Source organism: Lentzea sp. NPDC051213 (assembly GCF_044455585.1).
GTDB lineage: Bacteria > Actinomycetota > Actinomycetes > Mycobacteriales > Pseudonocardiaceae > Lentzea.
Genome location: NZ_JBITEX010000005.1, coordinates 488,506 through 506,723, shown reverse-complemented (window position 1 = coordinate 506,723; position 18,218 = coordinate 488,506). Strand labels below are relative to the sequence as shown.

Here is an 18,218-nt window from a genome sequence, read left to right as displayed (position 1 = left end):
CACCGGACGGGGTCGGGTGACCGCCTGTTCCGGTAGGAGCTGGGGCCGTTGCCGTGCCGGAGCTCGCGCTTGGGTGGCCAGGAGGCGTGGGCAGCCCAGACCCACCCGGCGCCGGGTGCGAGCCGGCCGAGCCTGGCGTCGGGTGCGAGCCGCCCGTGCCCGCAGGCGACGTGTGCACACCAGGGCCGGACGGGGGCGTGTGCACACCGGGACCGGACGGGGGCGTGGGCAGACCAGAGCCGGACGGGGGCGTCGGCAGGCCGGGGCGAGCGCCGCCCGCGCCGGGGCCCGAGTTCGACTGGCCGGGGTTGGCGTGGCCGGGAGGCGTCGGGAGGCCGGGGCTCGCGTGTCCGGGCGGGGAGGGCAGGCCGCCCGTTCCGGCGGTCGGGGGCTTTGCCTGGCCGGACGTGCCGGGAGCTGGCCAGGCCGACCCGGCGGACGAGCCGGGGCGTGAACCCGAGCTGCGCGACGAGTCGCCGCCGCCACCGCCGGGTGCCATCGGGGCGCCCATCGGCATCGCGCCGCCGACTGGCGTCGAGTGGTGCGACGGTGCGGTTGCGGCAGGTGCGGCGCCGGCCGCGTGGGTCGTGTCGACTCGCGGCGGGGCGGACCCGGCTGGGCCACCGTGGCCGCTCGTCGGCACACCGCCAGAGCCAGAGCCGCCGGTGCCACCTCCAGTCGGCACGCCACCAGAGCCGCCAGCGCCACCACCGGTCGGCACACCACCAGAGCCAGCGCCACCAGAGCCAGCGCCACCAGAGCCGCCACCGCCCGAGCCCACCGTGGGCGGAGCGGAGACGGCGGGGCCGCCGGCGGTCGCGGCGTGGGTGGCGGGAGCGTCAGGGCCGCCGTGCAACGTCGGGGGCGCGGAGACCGGGGCGCCACCGGGAGCCACGGCCGAGACGGCGGCGGCTTTGGTGCCGTCAGAAGATCCCGGCGGGGTGTAGACCTCACGCACCGAGGAGCCGATGTCGCGGCCCCGGTCCACGATCTCGGTGGCCGAGTCCTTGATGGACGTCATGTCGTCGTGGATGTCGTTGACGGCGTTGCGGACGTCGCGGCCGGCTTCCGCCACCTCCTGGGTGGCGTTCATGGCCTCGGCCAGGGAGTCGGCGTCCTTCAGCTTGCCGATGGCGGAGAAGACTCGGCCGACGGCGTCGAACAGGGCCTTGACGTCGGTGATGAGCTTCTTGACCGTGTCGATGATGTCCATGACGCGCCGGTAGATCTGGTACGCGTTCCAGACCATCTCGGCGGCCTTGATCCAACCGGCGACGGGGATCCAGACGGTGGCGGCGGCCTCGAGCAGCTTGTTGACGAGGTAGTCCAGCAAGCGCGCGGCCTGCTTGCCCAGCGCCTCCGCGCCGGACGCGACCGTGTCGAAGCCCTTCGCGATCAGCTGGGTGACGCCCATCTCCGCGAACAGGGCGGCTTTCCAGCCCAGCGCGATGTACTTCTCGTGGGCGCGGGCGGCGTCGCCGTCCCAGTTGTCGCGCACCTTGCCGACCGCGTCGGTGAGGTTGTACGAGACGTCGTTCATGGCGTTGCCGACCATGCGCCAGGCGTCGCCGTCGGCGCGGATCTTGGACCAGTCGCCGGTGATCGGCGTGATGATCGTGGCGACCAGGCTCTCGCCGGTCACGGCCTCGAACACCCAGTTGACCGCCTGCACGCCCCAGCCCTGGTCGGCGAGGACGTCGTTCAGCGAGGCCGTGTCGACGTCGGGCTGCTTGAGCGAAGCGGCGACGGGGCGTGGGTCGCGGTAGGCCGTGGTCACTTGAGGAGCCCTTCGAAGATCTTCATCTGGGCCCTGTCGACGGCCTCGTAGACGTTGGCCGTCTCGTCCACAGCGGACGCTGTGCCCTCCAGCTTGGACTTGCCGAAGTCAAGGGTCTCGTCGAACAGCGCACGCACGATGTCCACGCCCGGCTGCAGCAACGTGAGCAGGCCGGTGAAGCCGCTCTTGTCGCACGCCGTGGTGTGCACGTACTTGCGGATCGTCTCGAACTCTTGCGCCTCGGTGCGCAGGTACTCGGCGTACGCGCGCAGCTCGGCGGCGTCGGTGTACAGCGACACAGCGTCCCCCTGCGGACTCAGGTGCTCAGGTCACGCTGTGACGCACAACTCTCGTCACCAGTTCCCCGTGCGGTGGAAGTTGTTCAGGCGTTCAAGGCACGGGTCGAGATCCATGCCCTGTGCGGATACCCATGAGTCGTCGTAGTAGGTGTTCGCGTAACGCTCGCCGCCATCACAAAGCAGAGTCACCACGCTCCCGCGGGTGCGAGACTGCCGCATCTGGGCCACGATCTGGAACGCTCCCCAGAGATTCGTCCCGGTCGAGCCGCCGACGCGCCGGCCGAGCAGGTCCTCGACGTACCGGATGGTCGCCACGGAGGCCGCGTCCGGCACCTTGATCATGCGGTCGATCACCTGGCCGACGAACGACGGCTCCACCCGCGGCCGCCCGATGCCCTCGATCCGCGAGCCGCGCGTGCCCACGAGGTCCGGCGCGCTGTCCCGCCAGGCGTCGAAGAACACCGAGAACTCCGGGTCCACCACGGCCAGCCGCGTGTTCAGCTTCTGGTAGTGGATGTACCGGCCGATCGTCGCCGACGTACCGCCCGTGCCTGCCCCGACGACCACCCACTCGGGCTCCGGCGACGGCTCCAGCTTCATCTGGTCGAAGATGGACTCCGCGATGTTGTTGTTGCCACGCCAGTCCGTCGCGCGCTCGGCGTGCGTGAACTGGTCCATGAAGTGGCCGCCGAGCTCAGCAGCCAGCCGCCGGGACTCGTCGTAGATCGTCGACGGGTCGTCGATGAAGTGACACTTGCCGCCCTGCCGCTCGATCAGCACGACCTTCTCGGCCGAGGTCGAGCGGGGCATCACCGCGATGAACGGCAACCCGAGCAGCCGCGCGAAGTACGCCTCGGAGACCGCCGTCGACCCGGACGACGCCTCGATCACGGGCGTGCCACCGGTGATCCAGCCGTTGCAGATCGCGTAGAGGAACAACGACCGCGCCAGCCGGTGCTTCAACGAACCGGTGGGGTGGGTCGACTCGTCCTTGAGGTAGAGGTCGATGCCCCAGTCGAGCGGCAGCGGGTAGCGCAGCAGGTGTGTGTCCGCGCTGCGGTTGGCGTCCGCCTCGATGATCGAGACGGCTTCGCACACCCAGTGCCTGGTCCTGCTGCAAACACGGTCAACGGTGGTACTCACAGCGGCACGATAACCGCGCCCGGCGCTTATGCCTGGGTGAGAGTTCCCTCATCGCCGCGCAGCTCGGCGCGCAGCTTGTCCCGCTCCGCCTGACGCACGGCCTGGCGCTCGTTCAACCCGGCCGCCACGCGCTGCCGCAGCCCCTTGAACAGGAACAACGACGCGGGCAACGCCACGACCACGCCCACGGCCAGCGCGGGCAGCAGCGGAACCGTGAAGAGCATGAGTGCGCCCGTCACCAGCCCGACGAGACCGAGGCGGGCGAGCACGTAGAGCGTCACATCGCGAGCGAGCACCCGTTCAGGTTACGTCGCCCTCGTCAGAGGTGTTAGGCCGTCCCTCGAAGCGCGTGGACAGCACCACGGTGGTGCGGGTCCGGGCGACGCCGTGGATGCGCCGCAGCCGGCCGAGCGCGCGCTCCAGATCGTCCACCGTCGCCACCCTGACCTTGACGATGAACGACTCGTCGCCCGCCACCCGGTAGCAGGACTCGACCTCGATGAGCTCGGCCAGCGCGTCCGCGACCTCGTTGTCGTCCGCGGTGTCCGTGGGGTGGATGCCGATCAGCGCGGTCACGCCCAGGCCGACCGCGCTGGGGTCGACGACCGCGTGATAGCCGACGATCACGCCGCTGGACTCGAGCTTCCCGACGCGCTCGTGCACGGCGCTGGCGGACAGGCCGACCTGGCGGCCGAGATCGGCGTAGGTGGCCCGGCCGTTCGCACGCAGCGCGGCGATGATCTGTCGATCAAGAGCATCCACCCGCGACACCCTATGCCCCACGAGTGCACTCAAGTAGTCCCGGTCACATGTCCGAATCGCCCCGGTCGTCCCTTACTACCTCTTTACCAAAAAACAAGCGTTCGAGTACCTGAAGGGTGAGATGCCACGATCAGGCCGGAACGTCTGATCTGAGGAGGACGAGTGACTACAGCGTCCGAGCGGCTGTTGACGCCTGGGGAAGTCGCCAATCTGTTCCGGGTCGACCCGAAGACCGTGACCCGATGGGCCACCGCCGGTCGCATCGGCTCGATCCGCACGCCTGGAGGACATCGCAGGTTCCGTGAGACCGAGGTGAAGGCTCTGCTTTCGGAGCTGACCACCGAGGCGACTGAACCCGTCCGCCACTGAAACCGTAGTAATCCCTGTGCCGCGAGTAATGTCGTGGCAAAGGGAGGTGGCGACCAAATGATCTACCTTTTGGCGGTGATCGGTGCGCTCACCGTGGCAGTGCTGGTGTGGCGAGCCTTCGCCCCGCAGCACTCGGAGTACACGCCGGGCCGCAAGGTGATCGCACCCGACGACGACCCGGAGTTCCTGCGCAAGCTCGATGAGCAGCGCAAACGCGACGAGTGAACGGAAAAGGGGCCCCGACCCCGGGGCCCCTTTCGCCGTGTGACCGGCCTCAGGAGTTGGGGAAGTCGTCCGCGACCACCGCGGCGAGTTCCAGCAACGCCAGCCGGGTCTCCGGCGCGAGCTGGTCGAGCGCGATCTCGGCGCCCTCTTCGAGGTGCTCGTCGAACGGCAGACGGACGACCGCGCGGCAACGCTGCTGGAAGTGCGCGGCGAGCTTGTCGAGGTCGACCTTGCCGGACTTCGGGCGCACCGAGTTGATCACGCACACGGACTTCGCGACCAGGTCGCGGTAGCCGTGGGCCTCCAGCCAGTCGAGCGTGGCCGCCGAGGTCTGCGCTCCGTCGACGGAGCCGGACGACACCAGCACGAGCGAGTCCGCCTCGTCCAGCACGCCCTTCATCGCGGAGTGCATCAGGCCGGTGCCGCAGTCGGTGAGCACGAGGTTGTAGAAGTGCTCCAGCAACGCCACCGTGCGCCGGTAGTCGTCCTCGCTGAACGCCTCCGACACCGCCGGGTCCTGCTCGGACGCCAGCACCTCGAGGCGCGCCGGTGACTGCGAGGTGTACGCGCGCACATCGCTGTACTTGGTGATCCGCGAGGCGTCGCGCAGCAGGTGCCGCACGGTCGCCGTGGTCTCCCGCGGGATCTTCAACGCCAGCGTGCCGCGGTCCGGGTTCGCGTCGACCGCGATCACCCGGTCGCCGCGCAGCGACGAGAACGTCGAGCCCAGCGTGGTCGTCGTCGTGGTCTTGCCGACGCCGCCCTTCAGCGAGAGCATCGCGATCTTGTAGCACCCGCGCAGCGGCTGGTTGATCCGCCCGATCAACTCACGCCGGCGCACGTCGGCCGGGCTCTCGCCCAGGTTGACGGCGCCACCGGTCATCGAGTGCAGCGACTTGCGCCAGCCGGACGACGGCGGGCGCTTGTCCTTCTTGATCAGCTGCTGCGACGAGACCTGCTCCGCCTGCGAGCGGTACTGCTGCTGCGGGAAGTTGTTCGGGTACTGCGCGCCTGCGAACTGGCCGTACTGGGCTGTGTTCTGGTTCGTGTTGTGGGGACCGGACTGGCCGCCGCCCACGTTGTACGGGCCGGACTGGCCACCGCTGACCGAATAAGAACCCGATTGGCCGCCACCCACCTGGTACGCCCCGGACTGCGTGCCGGGCACCTGGTAGGGACCTGACTGGTTGCCGGGCACCGGGTAAGGGCCCGACTGGTTGCCGCCCACGGGGTACGGGCCTGATTGGCCGCCGCTCACGTGCTGCGGACCGGACTGCTGCGGGTCGAGGTAGGCCGTCTGCGGGTCGACGTACTGCGGGCCGGAGCCCTGATCCTCACCCGGTGGTTGCCATGTCACCGCTGTGGCCCTCCCTGAGCAAGGAGGATCGAGACTTCCCCGACCCCCAGCATGCGACGGTACGCACCTCGCACCGGTTCCATCGACCTGGGGGGATAAGTCGTTAGAGACCCGCGTAGGAATGCAACCCGCTAGTAACCAAGTTGATGAAGAACAGGTTGAAGACGTTGAGCGCGAAGCCCGCGACGTTGATCCAAGCGGCCCCACGACCGCGCCAACCGGCCGTCGCGCGCGCGTGCAGATACGCCGCGAAGACCACCCACGAGACGAACGCCACCGTCTCCTTGGGGTCCCAGCCCCAGAACCGGCCCCACGCGGCCTCCGCCCAGATGGCGCCGAGGATGATGCCCGCGGTGAACAGCGGGAACGCCAGCACGGTGGTGCGGTACGCCATCCGGTCGAGCACATCGGCCGACGGCAGCTTCGGCAGCCTGTCGTCCCTGCCGTCCTTCAGCAGGTAGAGGATCGAGGCGACGCCGGGGATCAGCAGCATGCCGGACGAGATCGAGATCACCGAGACGTGGATCACGAGCCAGTACGACCGCAGCGCGGGCTGGACGGGCGCGGACTCCGCGTAGAGCACGGTGCCGCCGAGGAACATCAGGATCACGATCGGCATGAGCACGAACCCACCGAGGCGGCGGATCGGGAACTTCGCCATCAGCACGATCCACATCACCACGGCCGCAAGGCACAGCAGCGACATGTACTCGTACATGTTGCCCCAGGGGGCGCGCCCGGCGGAGAGACCGCGCATCACCAGCGAACCCAGGTGCAGCAACGCACCGAGCACCGTCAGCGCGGCACCCATGCGGCCGAGACGTTCCGGCCTGGACAGTTCCCGCTTCGGCTCCTCGACCAGGCCCGGCACCGGCGTACCCGCGCCGACCAGAGCCTCGGCCTTCCTGGGAGCCCGCGTGAACACCTGCTCGACCAGGTACAGGGCCATCGCGAAGAAGTAGACCCCGAGGGCACTGCGGTACAGCCAGTCGCTGTACGTCGCGAGAGTCTCGTTGACCGGCATCAGGACTTCCCCTCGTGCAACACAGCGCGGGCCAGCCGCGTGAACTCCTCGCCATATCCGGCCTGGTCAGTGCGGGCAAGCCCACCGACCTCGACCAAAGTACGCCCGTCCTCCTGAACCGTCGCACGCACCCACACCCGCCGGCGTTTGACGGTCAGCGACACCCCGAGGCCGAGAATGATCAGGATCGCGAACAGCAGGACGTACGTCTGCGTCGGGTCGTGCGAGACCTGCAGCGACACCCAGTCGTTCACGCCGTCGAACCGCACCTTCGTGCCGTCCTCGAGCGCGATCTCCTCGCCCAGCGCGAGGTTCTTGCGCGCGACCTTCTGCAACCGGCCCTGCTCGACCATCTTCATGTCGATCGAGAAGATCGACTGGCCGCGGCCGTCGTCCACGCCGAGGTCGCCGCGGTACACGTCGACGGCGACCATCGGGTTGTTCAGCGCCGGGAACTTCGAGTTCAGGATGCTGCCGTGCAGCAACGGTGTCGGCGCGAGCAGCCCGGTCACCGCGATCTGACCCTTGCGCCGCTGCTCGGCGTCCGTCACGAGCGGCGGATCGAACTTCGTCGCGCCCTCGGAGGCCAGCGTGAGCTGGTCGGTCGGCAGCCACTGGATGGACTGCGTGCGCTTCTCGCCGTTCGGGAACGTCACGGTGAACGTGGGCGTGTAGCCGTGGCCCAGCAGGTAAAGGCGGTCGCCCTCGGTGCGCAGCGGATTGTTGACCTGCAGGTTGAACGGGCGCCACGTGCCGGAGGCGAGGTCCTCACCGGACTGGTACCGGATGTCCGCGCGGTAACCGACGGGCTGACCGTTGTCGAGGTACTCGGCGGAGAACTTGCCGATCTCCACGCAGAACGGCGTGAGGTCCGTGCCGTCGACGCGCAGGCCCGGCCGGAACGAGTCGTAGTTGAAGATGCCGCCGTTGCAGAACTGGCCGCCGTCGGCCTGCACGATGACCTGGCCCTCGTAGCTGAACATCTTGCCCAGCGCGAACGAGACGAGCAGGCCCAGCAGCGCGAAGTGGAAGACCAGGTTGCCGGTCTCGCGCAGATACCCGCGCTCGGCGCTGACCGTGTCGTCACCGGTGTCCATCCGCCAGCCGCGCATGGCCTTCTTCGCCCGGGAGACGGCCTCCTCGGGCGTCACGTCGAGCACAGCCTCCGCGTGGTGCGGCATGCGCGAGAGGTTGCGCGGCGTCAGCACCGGCCGCGCCCGCATCTGCTTGAAGTACTCCCACGTACGCGGCAGCAGGCAGCCCACGAGCGAGGTGAACAGCAGCAGGTAGATCGCGGCGAACCACGGCGTGGCGTACACCTCGAAGAACCCGAGCTTGAGGAGGATCTCGCCCCACCAGCCGTTCCTCGCGATGTACTCGTCGACCTTCGACGCGTTGAGCGAGAGCTGCGGCAGCAACGCGCCGGGCATCGCGGCGAGCGCGAGCAGGAACAGCAGGGTCAGCGCGGTCCTCATCGAGGTGAGACCACGCCACGTGTTGCGGAGGAAGGCGATCACTAGAGCGGCAGCCTCACGACGTCGACGAACGAGTAGCGCAGCCACCCGACGAACTCACCCCAGAGCCCGGTGACCAGTGCGATGCCCACCAGGATCAGCAGCACACCACCGAAGATCTGCACCTGCCGCGCGTGCGCGCGCAGCCACTTCGTGACGCCCAACGCCCACCGCGCACCGAGGGCGAGCACCACGAACGGCAACCCGAGCCCGAGGCAGTAGGCCAGCACCAGCACGGCCCCGCGGACCGTGGACGACCCGACCTCGGTGCTGCGCGCGACGGCGAGCACCCCGGCGAGCGTGGGCCCGAGGCACGGCGTCCACCCGAGCGCGAACACGGCACCGAGCACCGGCGCGCCGATGAGCCCGGCCCTGGGCTTCGGGTGGAACCGGACGTCCTTCTGCAGCGCCGGCACGAATCCGATGAACACGAGTCCCATCAGGATGGTGACGACCCCGCCGATGCGCTGGAACAGATCGGCGTTGAGGAACAACGCGTCCGACGCCCCGAGAACGACCATCGAGGCCAACGCGAAGACGACGGTGAACCCGAGCACGAACAGCAGCGAGGCCCCGGCCACGCGCCACCGGCCCTGCCTGGCCGGCTCGTTCGCATCGACCCGCGGTGCCTCGGCGCCGACCAGACCGGCCAGGTAGGCGAGATAACCGGGGACGAGCGGGACCACGCACGGCGAGGCGAATGAGATGAAACCCGCGAGCAAAGCGACCCCGGTGGCCAGGAGCAACGGCCCGGAGATCGCCAGATCGGTGGGGTTCACACAACTCAGGGTAGGTAGTTGCCCAGATCACGCCTCGACCGGTGTCACCTTTGGCCTACCGATCCATAGACCGAAGTACCGACTTCTGCCGCCTTGTGGGTGAATGAGCGTTTCCTTAGCGTCATCGCATGCATCGTTCCCGGCTGATCCTCCCTGCACTGACGGTCGCGACGCTCGCTCTGTTCGCCCAGGTACCGACCGGTGGCGCAGCCCCGGCGATGGAATGGCGCGAGGTTTTCCACGAAGACGGCTCCATCACCCAGACCCTCACTCCGAAGGCTCCCCCGGAGAAGACGGCGGGCTTCCGGACGGCGGTCACGGCCGACGTGATCCCGATCCAGGTGACCGGCCCCTCGGCCGACCGGTTCGACCTGGTCTTCGTCGGCGACGGCTACACGTCCGCCGATCTGGCGACCTACCGCGACCACGTGCTCAGCAAGTGGTCCGAACTCGTGTCCATCGAGCCGTTCGCGTCCTACAAGGACTACTTCAACGTCTGGCAGGTCAACGTCACCTCCGCCGAGTCCGGTGTGGACAACGACCCGACCAGAGGCGTCGACCGGATCACCGCGCTGGACATGGGTTTCTGGTGCCGCGGCCTCGATGCCAACACCGAACGCCTGCTCTGCGTGAACGAGACCAAGGCCCTGGAGTACGCGGCGCTCGCCCCTGCCGCGGACCAGGTGATCGCGCTCGGGAACACCACGAAGTACGGCGGTGCCGGCGGTTCCGTTGCCACCGCCTCCGGTGGCAACGCCCAGGCCGGCCAGATCGCGGTCCACGAACTCGGGCACTCCATCGGCGGCCTGGCCGACGAGTACGACTACCCGTACGAGACCTACACCGGTGACGAGCCGAAGGAGCTCAACGTCACCAAGGACCCGACCGGTGCGAAGTGGGGCCAGTACCTCGGCCAGCCGTCGCCGGACGGTGGCGTGATCGGCCCGGTCCAGGGCGCCCGCTACTACAAGAACGGGCTGTACCGGCCGACCGACAACTCGATCATGCGGACGCTCGGCAAGCGGTTCAACTCGATCGGCAGGGACGCGATGATCAAGGCCTTCAAGGCCAAGATCCCGTCGCTGAACCCCCCGGTCGCACCACCCGGAGAGTAGGGAAAAGGGGGCCGCGAGGCCCCCTTTTCTCATTCCTTGGCCAGCTCGTCCAGCACCGGCTGCAGGTCGGAGGCCAGCACCGGCAGCAGGAACACCGCAGCCACCTTGTGGTTCTTGTCCACCACGAACGTCGACGGCACGGTGTTCGCCGGAACACCCTTGAAGACGTTGATGAAGCTGCGGCTGGAACCGTCGTAAATGGACGGATAGGTCAGCGACCGGTCCCTCATGAAGTCCTGCGGGTGGACCTTCGAGGTCTCCTTGACGTCGACGCCGATCACCTGGGTGCCGGCGTCGAACACCTTCTGCATCTCCGGCGCCTCGGTGCGGCACGGACCGCACCACGCGCCCCAGATGTTGATGACGACCGGCTTGCCGGCGTAGTCGGACAGCTTGATCGTCTTGCCGTCCTCCATCAGGGACTCGCCTTCGAGACCCTTGAGGTCCTTGCGCTCGCCCGCGGCGTAACGGATCTTGACCTGGCCGCCCGGCGCGACCAGGTAGAAGTCGCCGGCACCGATCTGGGCCGCGTCCTTGCCGACCGCGCAGCCCGAGACCAGCAACAGCAGGACGAGAAGCCGTTTCATGCGCCGGTCACCCGAGGGTTGGTCGCGCCGACCGGCTCCGAGTACTCGATCCGCACCAGCTGCTCGCCCTCGAAGATCAGCGAGGTCAGCGACGCCAGCGAGCACTCGCGCTTGCGCGGGTCGTGCCACATCCGCTTGCCCTCCAGGAACCGGCGCACGGTCCAGATCGGCAGCTGGTGCGACACGCACACGGCCTCGTGGCCCTCGGCGGCCGCACGGGCCTTCTGCACGGCGCCGAGCATCCGGTGGGCGATCTCGATGTACGGCTCGCCCCACGACGGCGTGAACGGGTTGATCAGTTTGGGCCAGTGCCGCGGGGAGCGCAGCGCGCCGTCCCCGACCGCCACCTTCAGGCCCTCGAACTGGTTGTCCGCCTCGATCAGCCGGTCGTCGGTGGCCAGTTCCAGGCGGTGCGAGTCCGCGATCGGTGCCGCGGTCTGCTGCGCCCGGTCCAACGGCGACGCGACGACGTGCACGATGTCGTGGTCGGCGAGGTGCTCGGCCACGGTCAGCGCCTGCTTCTGCCCGCGCTCGGACAGCTTGAAGCCGGGGATGCGGCCGTACAGGATGCCGGTCGGGTTGTGCACCTCACCGTGACGGAGCAGGTGGACGACGGTGCGGGTCACTTGCGGGCCTCCTTGGCGGCGCGGGCCGCGTGCGGCAGCGCGTCGGCGATCACGGCGAACTCCTCTTCACCCATGGCGGCGTTGACGAACCACGCCTCGTAAGCCGACGGCGGTGCGTACACGCCTCGGTCCAGCAGAGCGTGGAAGAACGGCGGGAAGCGCCACGTCTCGCTCGCCTGCGCACCCGCGTAGTCCCTCACCTCTTCAGAACCGAAGAAGACGCTCACCAGGTTCCCGGCGAACTGCACCCGGTGCTCGACGCCCGCCTCGGTCAGCGCGGAGGTGAACAGCGAGCCCAGGCGCGCGGCGTTGCGGTCGAGGGCCTGGTAGACCTGCTCGTCCGCGGCGCGCAGGGTCGCGAGACCGGCCGCCACCGCGACGGGGTTACCGGACAGCGTGCCCGCCTGGTAGACCGGGCCGGACGGCGCCAGCCTGGCCATCACGTCCGCGCGGCCGCCGAACGCCGCCGCGGGGAGCCCGCCGGACATGACCTTGCCGAACGTGAAGAGGTCGCCCTTCACCCGCTCCAGGCCGAACCAGCCGGCGCGCGAGACGCGGAAGCCGGTCATGACCTCGTCCATGATCAGCAACGCGCCGTCGGAGTCGCAGATCTCGCGCAGCGCGGCGTTGAAGCCGGGCAGCGGTGCGACCGCGCCCATGTTGCCCGCGGCGGCCTCGGTGATCACGCACGCGATCTCGCCGGGATTGTCCGCGAACGCCTTCCGCACGGCCTCGACGTCGTTGTAGGGCAGCACGAGCGTGTCCGCGGCCTGCGCGCCCGTGACGCCGGGCGAGGTCGGCAGCCCCAGCGTCGCGACACCGGAGCCGGCCTGGGCCAGCAGCGCGTCGACGTGGCCGTGGTAGCAGCCGGCGAACTTGATGATCTTGCGCCGCTCGGTGTAGCCGCGGGCCAGGCGGATGGCGCTCATCGTGGCCTCGGTGCCCGAGTTGACCAGGCGCACCTGGCGGACCGGCTCGACCCTGTCGATGATCTCGGCCGCGAGGTCGATCTCGCCCTCGGTCGGCGTGCCGAACGACAGACCGTTCGCGGCGGCCTTCTGCACCGCCTCGACCACGGACGGGTGGGCGTGCCCGAGGATCATCGGGCCCCACGAGGCCACCAGGTCGACGTACCGGTTGCCGTCCGCGTCCCACAGGTGCGGACCCTCGCCGCGCACCATGAAACGCGGGGTGCCGCCGACGGAGTGGAACGCCCGCACCGGAGAGTTGACTCCGCCGGGGGTCAGCGTCGACGCGCGCTCGAACAGGGCCTGGGATCGACTCGCAGTCACGTACCCCAGTCTCACATGTCGGAGTCGGCGGCTTTCTGCGGCCGGGTGCGCAGGGCCAGCACGACCTGGCGCACGGCGTCGAGTGCGAGGAGCACGGCCAGCGTGATCGCGCCGACCGCGGTGCCGAGCCAGTTGCCGTGGTAGCGAGTGGACATCAACGGCTCGCGTCCCTCGATCGGGTAGGCGAGGTGCACGATGCCGCGGTTCCAGCACCAGACGGCGACGAAGACGAGCGCGACGACCACGACGACCTCGGCCGCGGCGATCAGCCCGCGCTTGGGCTGGTGCAGGCCGGGCCCGGCGGGCGGCGGGGCCGGCGGCTGTTCGTCTGCCACGTCTGCCTCTGCGTCCGACTCGGTCACGGCCTCTGTCACGTTGCTCACCCTCTCACGACCCGGCGCAGCCCGGCGAGCAAGGCTTCCGGATCACGCGCCCAGCCCAGCACGACGGTGCCGTCGAGCAGCCGCAACGGCACCGCGGTCGTCCCCTTCGGCACCGACCAGCCACCGCCGAGCACCCGCGCGCCGGTCGGCGCACCGACGTCCCGGCAGGCCTCGATCATCGCGACCGGCAGCTTCTCCCGCCCGAACTGGGCTTCCTCGGCCGTCAGCACGACGCTGCCGGTCTTCACCCGGCCGAACACCCACAGCAGCGCGCCGAGCGTCAGGCCGAGCCCCACGATCGTCCACAGCGCCACCGAGGCAGGTCCGGTGATCAGTTCGACCAGGTAGCCGGCGACCGCGAACGCCGGTCCCCACAGGAGCGGCCACCAGCTGCTGCCGGACTCGCGGTACAGCACTACCGCACGTACTTGTTCGACGCCGGGAGGAACTGCAGGACCACGGCCGCGACCGTCAGCCCGATCACCACGACGGACATCGCCGCCGGCACCTGCCACACCTCCGCCGCCAGACTGAGCAGCAGGATCGACACCATCGTGAGAAAGCCGAGCGCGCCGAGGATCGTGAGCAGGATGCGCGCCCAGTTCTGGCCGTTGCGCAGCACGATGGCGAACGCGACGTACGGCGCCGCGGCCACGAGCATGGCGAAGCCCGCCATCACCGCCGTGACCGTCACGCCCAGCTCAGCCGCCTGACGATCACTGAGGCTCTCGACCGAGCCGTCCTGCGCCACCAGGAAGTCGATGTTGCCGAGCATCAGCACCGGGACCACCGCGATGGAGAGCACGGCACCGGCGAGCCAGATCCACATCGCCGCGGTGATCGTGGCGGGGCGCGCGGGGGCCATCTCCTGCGGCAACACCGGCGAGAGCGGCGCCATCGAGAAACTCGCCTGCCCGACGTGGCTCACCTGGTAGTGCCCGGCGAAGGGCTCCGGGGACACCGGGTAGGCGCCGGCCGGGTTCTGCCACTGGGCGCTGTCCGGGGGCTGCCACGGGTTCGGGTTCTGCACCGGATTCTGCACCGGATTCTGCGCCGGGTTCTGGGGATCGGTCACTGCTCACGCACCTCCGCCAGCCACTGTGCCGTACGCGCCTGCCACGTGAAGACGATTGCGGCACAGATGAGCAGCAGTGTGACCAGGTTCGCCGCGCTGATCCCGAGGAACAGCAGCCAGATCATGTGCACGATCGAGAGGAACGACAGCGCGATCCGCGCCCAGTTCTTGCGCTTGAGGAACGACCGGGTCAGCCACACGTAGGCCGCCACGAAGATCACCGCGGCCCCGGTGAGGGTCGCCAGAAAACTCGTGACCTGCCCGGACGACCACTTGGTCAGCTCCTGCACCTGACCGCGCTGGAACCACAGACCGGCCGTGGTGAACAACACGAACACCGCGGTCGCCAGCCAGAGCCCGACCGCGATGCGGACAGGCCGGGGAGCGTCGTTCACGTCAGCTGCTCGCGCTCGGTCAGGTACTCGGTCGACTGCCGGAAGTAGAACAGCACCAGGCCCGAGATGGCGACGAGCGCCATGACCACCCCGAGGGTGTTGGTGAGCAGCTGGAAGAACAGGTTGAGCAGCAGCAGGATCATCAGACCGGTGCGGCTCTTCTTCAGGCCGCCCCTGATCTTGCCCGCGAACCACACCGCGATGACGGCGACGATCACCGTCACCACCAGCGAGACGATCAGCACGGTGTTGACCGCCGAGGCGATCATCTCCGGGGTGATGTTCGGGTCCTTGTTCACCTGGACGTTGGCGTCGATCAGCGGCTGCTTGTTGAGCAGCACGTAGACGGCGACCAGCGCCGCGAGCGCCGAGCCGACGACGACGAGCCAGTAGCCCGCGGTGATCGTGCCGGGAGCACCCGATTCCTTCGGAGAAGTCACGGTCGGAACTTAGGACCGCAGGATGTCGCTGTCCACCGTGACTCGCCTCTTGAAGTGCGCGGACACCCGATACATGAGCACGATCGCGGTGGCGTCGAGTGCCGTGGTGACGGCCGTGACGACCAGGTCGACCGCGCTCATCGCGACCCCGACCGCCGCTGCGATCCCACTGCCCCAGGCGATCAGCCGGAACAGTCCGAACGCGACGGACGCCGCCCCGAGCACGGTCAGCGCGATCCTGGCCCAGTTGCGGCCCTTCGCCATCGCGTTCGCCAGCCGCGTGTACGCGACCAGGATCACGGTCGCGATCAGCAGTCCGAACAGGATCCCGCCATTGACGCTGTGCTAGTTCACGAGTAACCGGAGCATGCGCGGGCTTCTCCTGGAGGCGGCGCTTCGCGCAATCCGTGCGCAACCGCTAGGTGCGGGACGCCGCCCCCGAGCTAGGCCAGCTCGTGATCTCAGGCAGTCCTAGCGGTCGAGCCACCGTGCGGCTTCCGCGGCCCAGTACGTCAGCACGATGTCCGCACCTGCGCGCCGGATCGACGTGAGCGACTCCAGGATCGAACGCTCGCGCTCGATCCAGCCGTTCGCAGCAGCGGCCTCGATCATCGCGTACTCACCGGAGATCTGGTACGCCGCAACGGGAACGTCCGAGATCTCGGCGACGGACCGCAGCACGTCCAGGTACAGCAGCGCCGGCTTGACCATGACCATGTCCGCGCCCTCGGCGAGGTCCAGCTGTACCTCGCGGATCGCCTCACGGGCGTTCGCGGGGTCCTGCTGGTAGGTCTTGCGGTCGCCGGAGAGCTGCGACTCGACGGCGTCGCGGAACGGGCCGTAGAACGCGGAGGCGTACTTGGCCGAGTAGGCGAGGATGCCGGTGTCGGTGAGACCCGCCTGGTCCAGGGCGGTGCGGATGAAGCCGATCTGGCCGTCCATCATGCCGCTCGGGCCGACGACGTGAGCACCGGCGCGCGCCTGCGCTACGGCCATCTCGCCGTAGACCTCCAGGGTCGCGTCGTTGTCGACCGTGCCGTCGGCGGCGAGCACGCCGCAGTGGCCGTGGTCGGTGAACTCGTCGAGGCAGCAGTCCGACATCAGCACGGTGCTGTCGCCCAGCTCCGCGCGGAGATCGGCCAGTGCGGCGTTGAGGATGCCGTCCGGGTCGGTGCCGCCGGATCCGACGGCGTCGCGCTCGGCGGGGACGCCGAACAGCATGATGCCGCCGACGCCTGCCTGCACGGCCTCGACCGCGGCTTTGCGCAACGAGTCACGGGTGTGCTGGAGGACGCCGGGCATGCTCGCGATCGCGGCGGGCTCGCGCAGGCCTTCCTTGACGAACATGGGCAGCACGAGCTGCCTCGGGCGCACCTCGGTCTCACTCACGAGGCGGCGCATCGCAGGCGTCGTGCGGAGACGCCGGGGCCGGTGAAGTGGGTACACGGCCAAACTCCCTCTGGAGAGAGCAGAAGGGGCCACCCAAGGATCTTGAGTGGCCCCGACGGCTTCATGAACTAGCTGCGGCGCAGACGCTTGGTCTTGCGCGGAGGAGGCAGCGCTCCCTCGGCGCGCAACCGGGCGGCGTGAGCGGCCAGCGCGTCGACCAGCGCCGGGACGTTCGCCTCCTCGGGCTGCACGTCGACCCGGAGGCCGAACTCCCGCGCCGTCTCGGCGGTCTGCGGGCCGATGCACGCGACGAGCGTGCGGGCGTGCGGCTTGCCCGCGATGCCGACCAGGTTCCGCACGGTCGACGACGAGGTGAAGCACACCGCGTCGAAGCCACCGGACTTGATCATCTCGCGGGTGTCGGCGGGCGGCGGGGCCGCACGCACGGTGCGGTACGCCGTCACGTCGTCGATCTCCCAGCCACGTTCGCGCAGGCCGGCGGCCAGCGTCTCGGTGGCGATGTCGGCCCGCGGCAGCAGCACGCGGTCGACCGGATCCAGGATGTCGTCGTAGGGCGGGAAGTCGTTGAGGAGACCCTCGGACGACTGCTCACCCGACGGCACGAGCTCCGGGATGATGCCGAACGAGCGCACCTTCGCGGCCGTGGCCTCGCCGACGCACGCGATCTTCACGCCGGAGAACGCACGGGCGTCCAGGCCGAACTCGCGGAACTTCTCCCACACGGCGCGCACGGCGTTGGTCGAGGTGAAGACGACCCACTGGTAGCGGCCGTCGACGAGACCCTTGACCGAACGCTCCATCTGCGCGGGGCTGCGCGGCGGCTCGACCGAGATCGTCGGCACCTCGACGGCGATCGCGCCGTGCGAGTGCAGACGCTCGGACATCGCGCCGGCCTGCTCCTTGGTGCGCGGCACCAGCACGCGCCAGCCGTAGAGCGCCCGCGACTCCCACCAGGAGAGCTTCGAGCGGTTCGCGGCGGCGGCGCCGACCGTGACGACGAGCGGGCCGTTCAGCTCACCGGCGTCGGCGGCGACGGACGCCAGCGTCGTGTCGATGGTGCGCTGCTGGAAGCCCGTCCCCTCGGCGGTGACCGCGACCGGGGTCTGCGGCGCGAGGCCGTTCTCGACCAGGTTCGACGCGGCCTCGGCCAGGTGCGAACCGGTCGCGTGCAGGACGAGCGTGCCGGGCGCGGCCGCGAGGCCTGCCCAGTCGCTCACCGCACGGACGTCGACCTCGGTGTGCACGCCACCGAGCGCGACACCCGCGTACGCCGGCACCGCGGTGCCCGCGGGCACACCGGGGACGACGTCGAACGGGATCGTCGACTTCGCGACCGCCTGCGCTTCCTTCACGACCGAGTCGAGCGTCAGCGGGTCACCCGCGACGAGACGAACGACGGTCGCGCCGTTGCGCGCCTCTGTCACGAGGTCCTTGGCCACGTCGGCCGCCTCGCCGACAGCGGGGCGGACCTCGACTCCCTCGGCCACGGTCGCGAGGACGTCCGCGGGGACGTCTGGATCGGTGACCACGAGTTCAGCCCTGGTGAGCAAGTCGTGGGCCCGGACCGTGAGCAGCCCGGTGTCGCCGGGGCCGGAGCCCACAAAAGCGATGCGTCCGGGGGTCTTGCGTGCGCGGGTCATCAGGGC

At 69.4% G+C, this 18,218-nt stretch carries 23 protein-coding genes; 3 read left to right on the top strand and 20 right to left on the bottom strand.

All coding sequences use genetic code 11. The features are described 5' to 3' along the window. The 5 genes from ACIA8G_RS24940 to ACIA8G_RS24920 form a co-directional block, all read right to left on the bottom strand. On the bottom strand, positions 1–1,777 hold a 1,777-nt coding region (locus ACIA8G_RS24940; protein WP_396421059.1), incomplete at its 3' end, for a hypothetical protein. Next, positions 1,774–2,076, bottom strand: coding sequence for a hypothetical protein (locus ACIA8G_RS24935; protein ID WP_396421058.1), 303 nt, complete (start codon positions 2,074–2,076; stop codon positions 1,774–1,776). The genes ACIA8G_RS24940 and ACIA8G_RS24935, both read right to left, overlap by 4 nt. Before the next feature lie 54 nt (positions 2,077–2,130). After that, positions 2,131–3,219: a PLP-dependent cysteine synthase family protein gene (locus tag ACIA8G_RS24930; RefSeq protein WP_396421057.1), complete on the bottom strand. Its 1,089-nt coding sequence runs from the start codon at positions 3,217–3,219 to the stop codon at positions 2,131–2,133. Positions 3,220–3,245: 26 nt separating this feature from the next. Further along, entirely contained in the window at positions 3,246–3,515 is a 270-nt protein-coding gene (locus tag ACIA8G_RS24925; protein ID WP_396421056.1) for a DUF4229 domain-containing protein, read from the bottom strand. 4 nt (positions 3,516–3,519) lie between these two features. Then, complete coding sequence (locus ACIA8G_RS24920) at positions 3,520–3,981, bottom strand: Lrp/AsnC family transcriptional regulator (protein WP_396421055.1); 462 nt, start codon at positions 3,979–3,981, stop codon at positions 3,520–3,522. 162 nt (positions 3,982–4,143) lie between these two features. Here ACIA8G_RS24920 and ACIA8G_RS24915 point away from each other — a divergent pair, with 162 nt between their 5' ends. Both ACIA8G_RS24915 and ACIA8G_RS24910 read left to right on the top strand, forming a co-directional pair. Next, complete coding sequence (locus ACIA8G_RS24915) at positions 4,144–4,350, top strand: BldC family transcriptional regulator (RefSeq protein ID WP_167980329.1); 207 nt, start codon at positions 4,144–4,146, stop codon at positions 4,348–4,350. 57 nt (positions 4,351–4,407) lie between these two features. Further along, positions 4,408–4,575 carry a hypothetical protein gene (locus ACIA8G_RS24910; RefSeq protein ID WP_086667950.1) on the top strand — a complete coding sequence of 56 codons (168 nt, stop codon included), beginning with the start codon at positions 4,408–4,410 and terminating at the stop codon, positions 4,573–4,575. 49 nt (positions 4,576–4,624) lie between these two features. On the opposite strand, the gene ACIA8G_RS24905 is transcribed toward ACIA8G_RS24910, so the two are convergent. The 4 genes from ACIA8G_RS24905 to ACIA8G_RS24890 form a co-directional block, all read right to left on the bottom strand. Then, positions 4,625–5,932: an AAA family ATPase gene (locus ACIA8G_RS24905; RefSeq protein WP_396421054.1), complete on the bottom strand. Its 1,308-nt coding sequence runs from the start codon at positions 5,930–5,932 to the stop codon at positions 4,625–4,627. 103 nt (positions 5,933–6,035) lie between these two features. Further along, positions 6,036–6,956, bottom strand: a complete 921-nt coding sequence (gene ccsB / locus ACIA8G_RS24900) for a c-type cytochrome biogenesis protein CcsB (RefSeq protein WP_396421053.1) — start codon at positions 6,954–6,956, stop codon at positions 6,036–6,038. After that, entirely contained in the window at positions 6,956–8,431 is a 1,476-nt protein-coding gene (locus tag ACIA8G_RS24895) for a cytochrome c biogenesis protein ResB (RefSeq protein ID WP_396421052.1), read from the bottom strand. Before ACIA8G_RS24895 ends, ccsB begins: the two co-directional genes overlap by 1 nt. Positions 8,432–8,472: 41 nt before the next feature. Then, the gene (locus tag ACIA8G_RS24890) at positions 8,473–9,249 is read right to left on the bottom strand and encodes a cytochrome c biogenesis CcdA family protein (protein ID WP_396421051.1); all 777 of its coding nucleotides are present in this window, start codon (positions 9,247–9,249) and stop codon (positions 8,473–8,475) included. 128 nt (positions 9,250–9,377) lie between these two features. Between ACIA8G_RS24890 and ACIA8G_RS24885 the strand changes: the two genes are divergently transcribed. Next, positions 9,378–10,364, top strand: a complete 987-nt coding sequence (locus tag ACIA8G_RS24885) for a M64 family metallopeptidase (RefSeq protein WP_396421050.1) — start codon at positions 9,378–9,380, stop codon at positions 10,362–10,364. Between the two features lie 29 nt (positions 10,365–10,393). Here ACIA8G_RS24885 and ACIA8G_RS24880 read toward each other — a convergent pair whose 3' ends face one another. From ACIA8G_RS24880 to ACIA8G_RS24830, 11 genes are all read right to left on the bottom strand, one after another. Continuing rightward, positions 10,394–10,951 (bottom strand): TlpA family protein disulfide reductase, encoded by a 558-nt coding sequence (locus ACIA8G_RS24880; protein ID WP_396421049.1) that lies wholly within the window; start codon positions 10,949–10,951, stop codon positions 10,394–10,396. Beyond that, on the bottom strand, positions 10,948–11,577 hold the full coding sequence (locus ACIA8G_RS24875; protein ID WP_396421048.1) for a histidine phosphatase family protein: 630 nt from the start codon (positions 11,575–11,577) through the stop codon (positions 10,948–10,950). The genes ACIA8G_RS24880 and ACIA8G_RS24875 overlap by 4 nt, the downstream gene beginning before the upstream one ends. After that, positions 11,574–12,869, bottom strand: a complete 1,296-nt coding sequence (gene hemL, locus ACIA8G_RS24870; RefSeq protein WP_396421047.1) for a glutamate-1-semialdehyde 2,1-aminomutase — start codon at positions 12,867–12,869, stop codon at positions 11,574–11,576. Before hemL ends, ACIA8G_RS24875 begins: the two co-directional genes overlap by 4 nt. A gap of 11 nt (positions 12,870–12,880) precedes the next feature. Continuing rightward, on the bottom strand, positions 12,881–13,243 hold the full coding sequence (locus tag ACIA8G_RS24865; RefSeq protein ID WP_396421046.1) for a hypothetical protein: 363 nt from the start codon (positions 13,241–13,243) through the stop codon (positions 12,881–12,883). 5 nt (positions 13,244–13,248) lie between these two features. Further along, entirely contained in the window at positions 13,249–13,668 is a 420-nt protein-coding gene (locus tag ACIA8G_RS24860; RefSeq protein WP_396421045.1) for a hypothetical protein, read from the bottom strand. Further along, positions 13,668–14,327 carry a hypothetical protein gene (locus ACIA8G_RS24855; RefSeq protein ID WP_396421044.1) on the bottom strand — a complete coding sequence of 220 codons (660 nt, stop codon included), beginning with the start codon at positions 14,325–14,327 and terminating at the stop codon, positions 13,668–13,670. The genes ACIA8G_RS24860 and ACIA8G_RS24855 overlap by 1 nt, the downstream gene beginning before the upstream one ends. Next, the gene (locus ACIA8G_RS24850) at positions 14,324–14,722 is read right to left on the bottom strand and encodes a hypothetical protein (RefSeq protein ID WP_396421043.1); all 399 of its coding nucleotides are present in this window, start codon (positions 14,720–14,722) and stop codon (positions 14,324–14,326) included. Before ACIA8G_RS24850 ends, ACIA8G_RS24855 begins: the two co-directional genes overlap by 4 nt. Then, on the bottom strand, positions 14,719–15,162 hold the full coding sequence (locus ACIA8G_RS24845) for a hypothetical protein (RefSeq protein WP_396421042.1): 444 nt from the start codon (positions 15,160–15,162) through the stop codon (positions 14,719–14,721). The genes ACIA8G_RS24850 and ACIA8G_RS24845 overlap by 4 nt, the downstream gene beginning before the upstream one ends. A gap of 9 nt (positions 15,163–15,171) precedes the next feature. Then, entirely contained in the window at positions 15,172–15,462 is a 291-nt protein-coding gene (locus tag ACIA8G_RS24840) for a hypothetical protein (RefSeq protein ID WP_396421041.1), read from the bottom strand. 171 nt (positions 15,463–15,633) lie between these two features. After that, a complete protein-coding gene (gene hemB, locus ACIA8G_RS24835; protein WP_396421040.1) occupies positions 15,634–16,608 on the bottom strand; it encodes a porphobilinogen synthase in 975 nt (324 codons plus the stop codon). A gap of 71 nt (positions 16,609–16,679) precedes the next feature. Further along, complete coding sequence (locus ACIA8G_RS24830) at positions 16,680–18,212, bottom strand: uroporphyrinogen-III synthase (RefSeq protein WP_396421039.1); 1,533 nt, start codon at positions 18,210–18,212, stop codon at positions 16,680–16,682. Positions 18,213–18,218: the final 6 nt, after the last annotated feature.

What these genes read in the sequence shown, in the direction of transcription:
- ACIA8G_RS24885 (WP_396421050.1), top strand. Translation starts at nt 9,378, where the DNA reads ATGCATCGTTCCCGGCTGATCCTCCCTGCACTGACGGTCGCGACGCTC.
- ACIA8G_RS24830 (WP_396421039.1), bottom strand. Translation starts at nt 18,212, where the DNA reads ATGACCCGCGCACGCAAGACCCCCGGACGCATCGCTTTTGTGGGCTCC.
- ACIA8G_RS24910 (WP_086667950.1), top strand. Translation starts at nt 4,408, where the DNA reads ATGATCTACCTTTTGGCGGTGATCGGTGCGCTCACCGTGGCAGTGCTG.
- ccsB (WP_396421053.1), bottom strand. Translation starts at nt 6,956, where the DNA reads ATGCCGGTCAACGAGACTCTCGCGACGTACAGCGACTGGCTGTACCGC.
- ACIA8G_RS24895 (WP_396421052.1), bottom strand. Translation starts at nt 8,431, where the DNA reads ATGAGGACCGCGCTGACCCTGCTGTTCCTGCTCGCGCTCGCCGCGATG.
- ACIA8G_RS24880 (WP_396421049.1), bottom strand. Translation starts at nt 10,951, where the DNA reads ATGAAACGGCTTCTCGTCCTGCTGTTGCTGGTCTCGGGCTGCGCGGTC.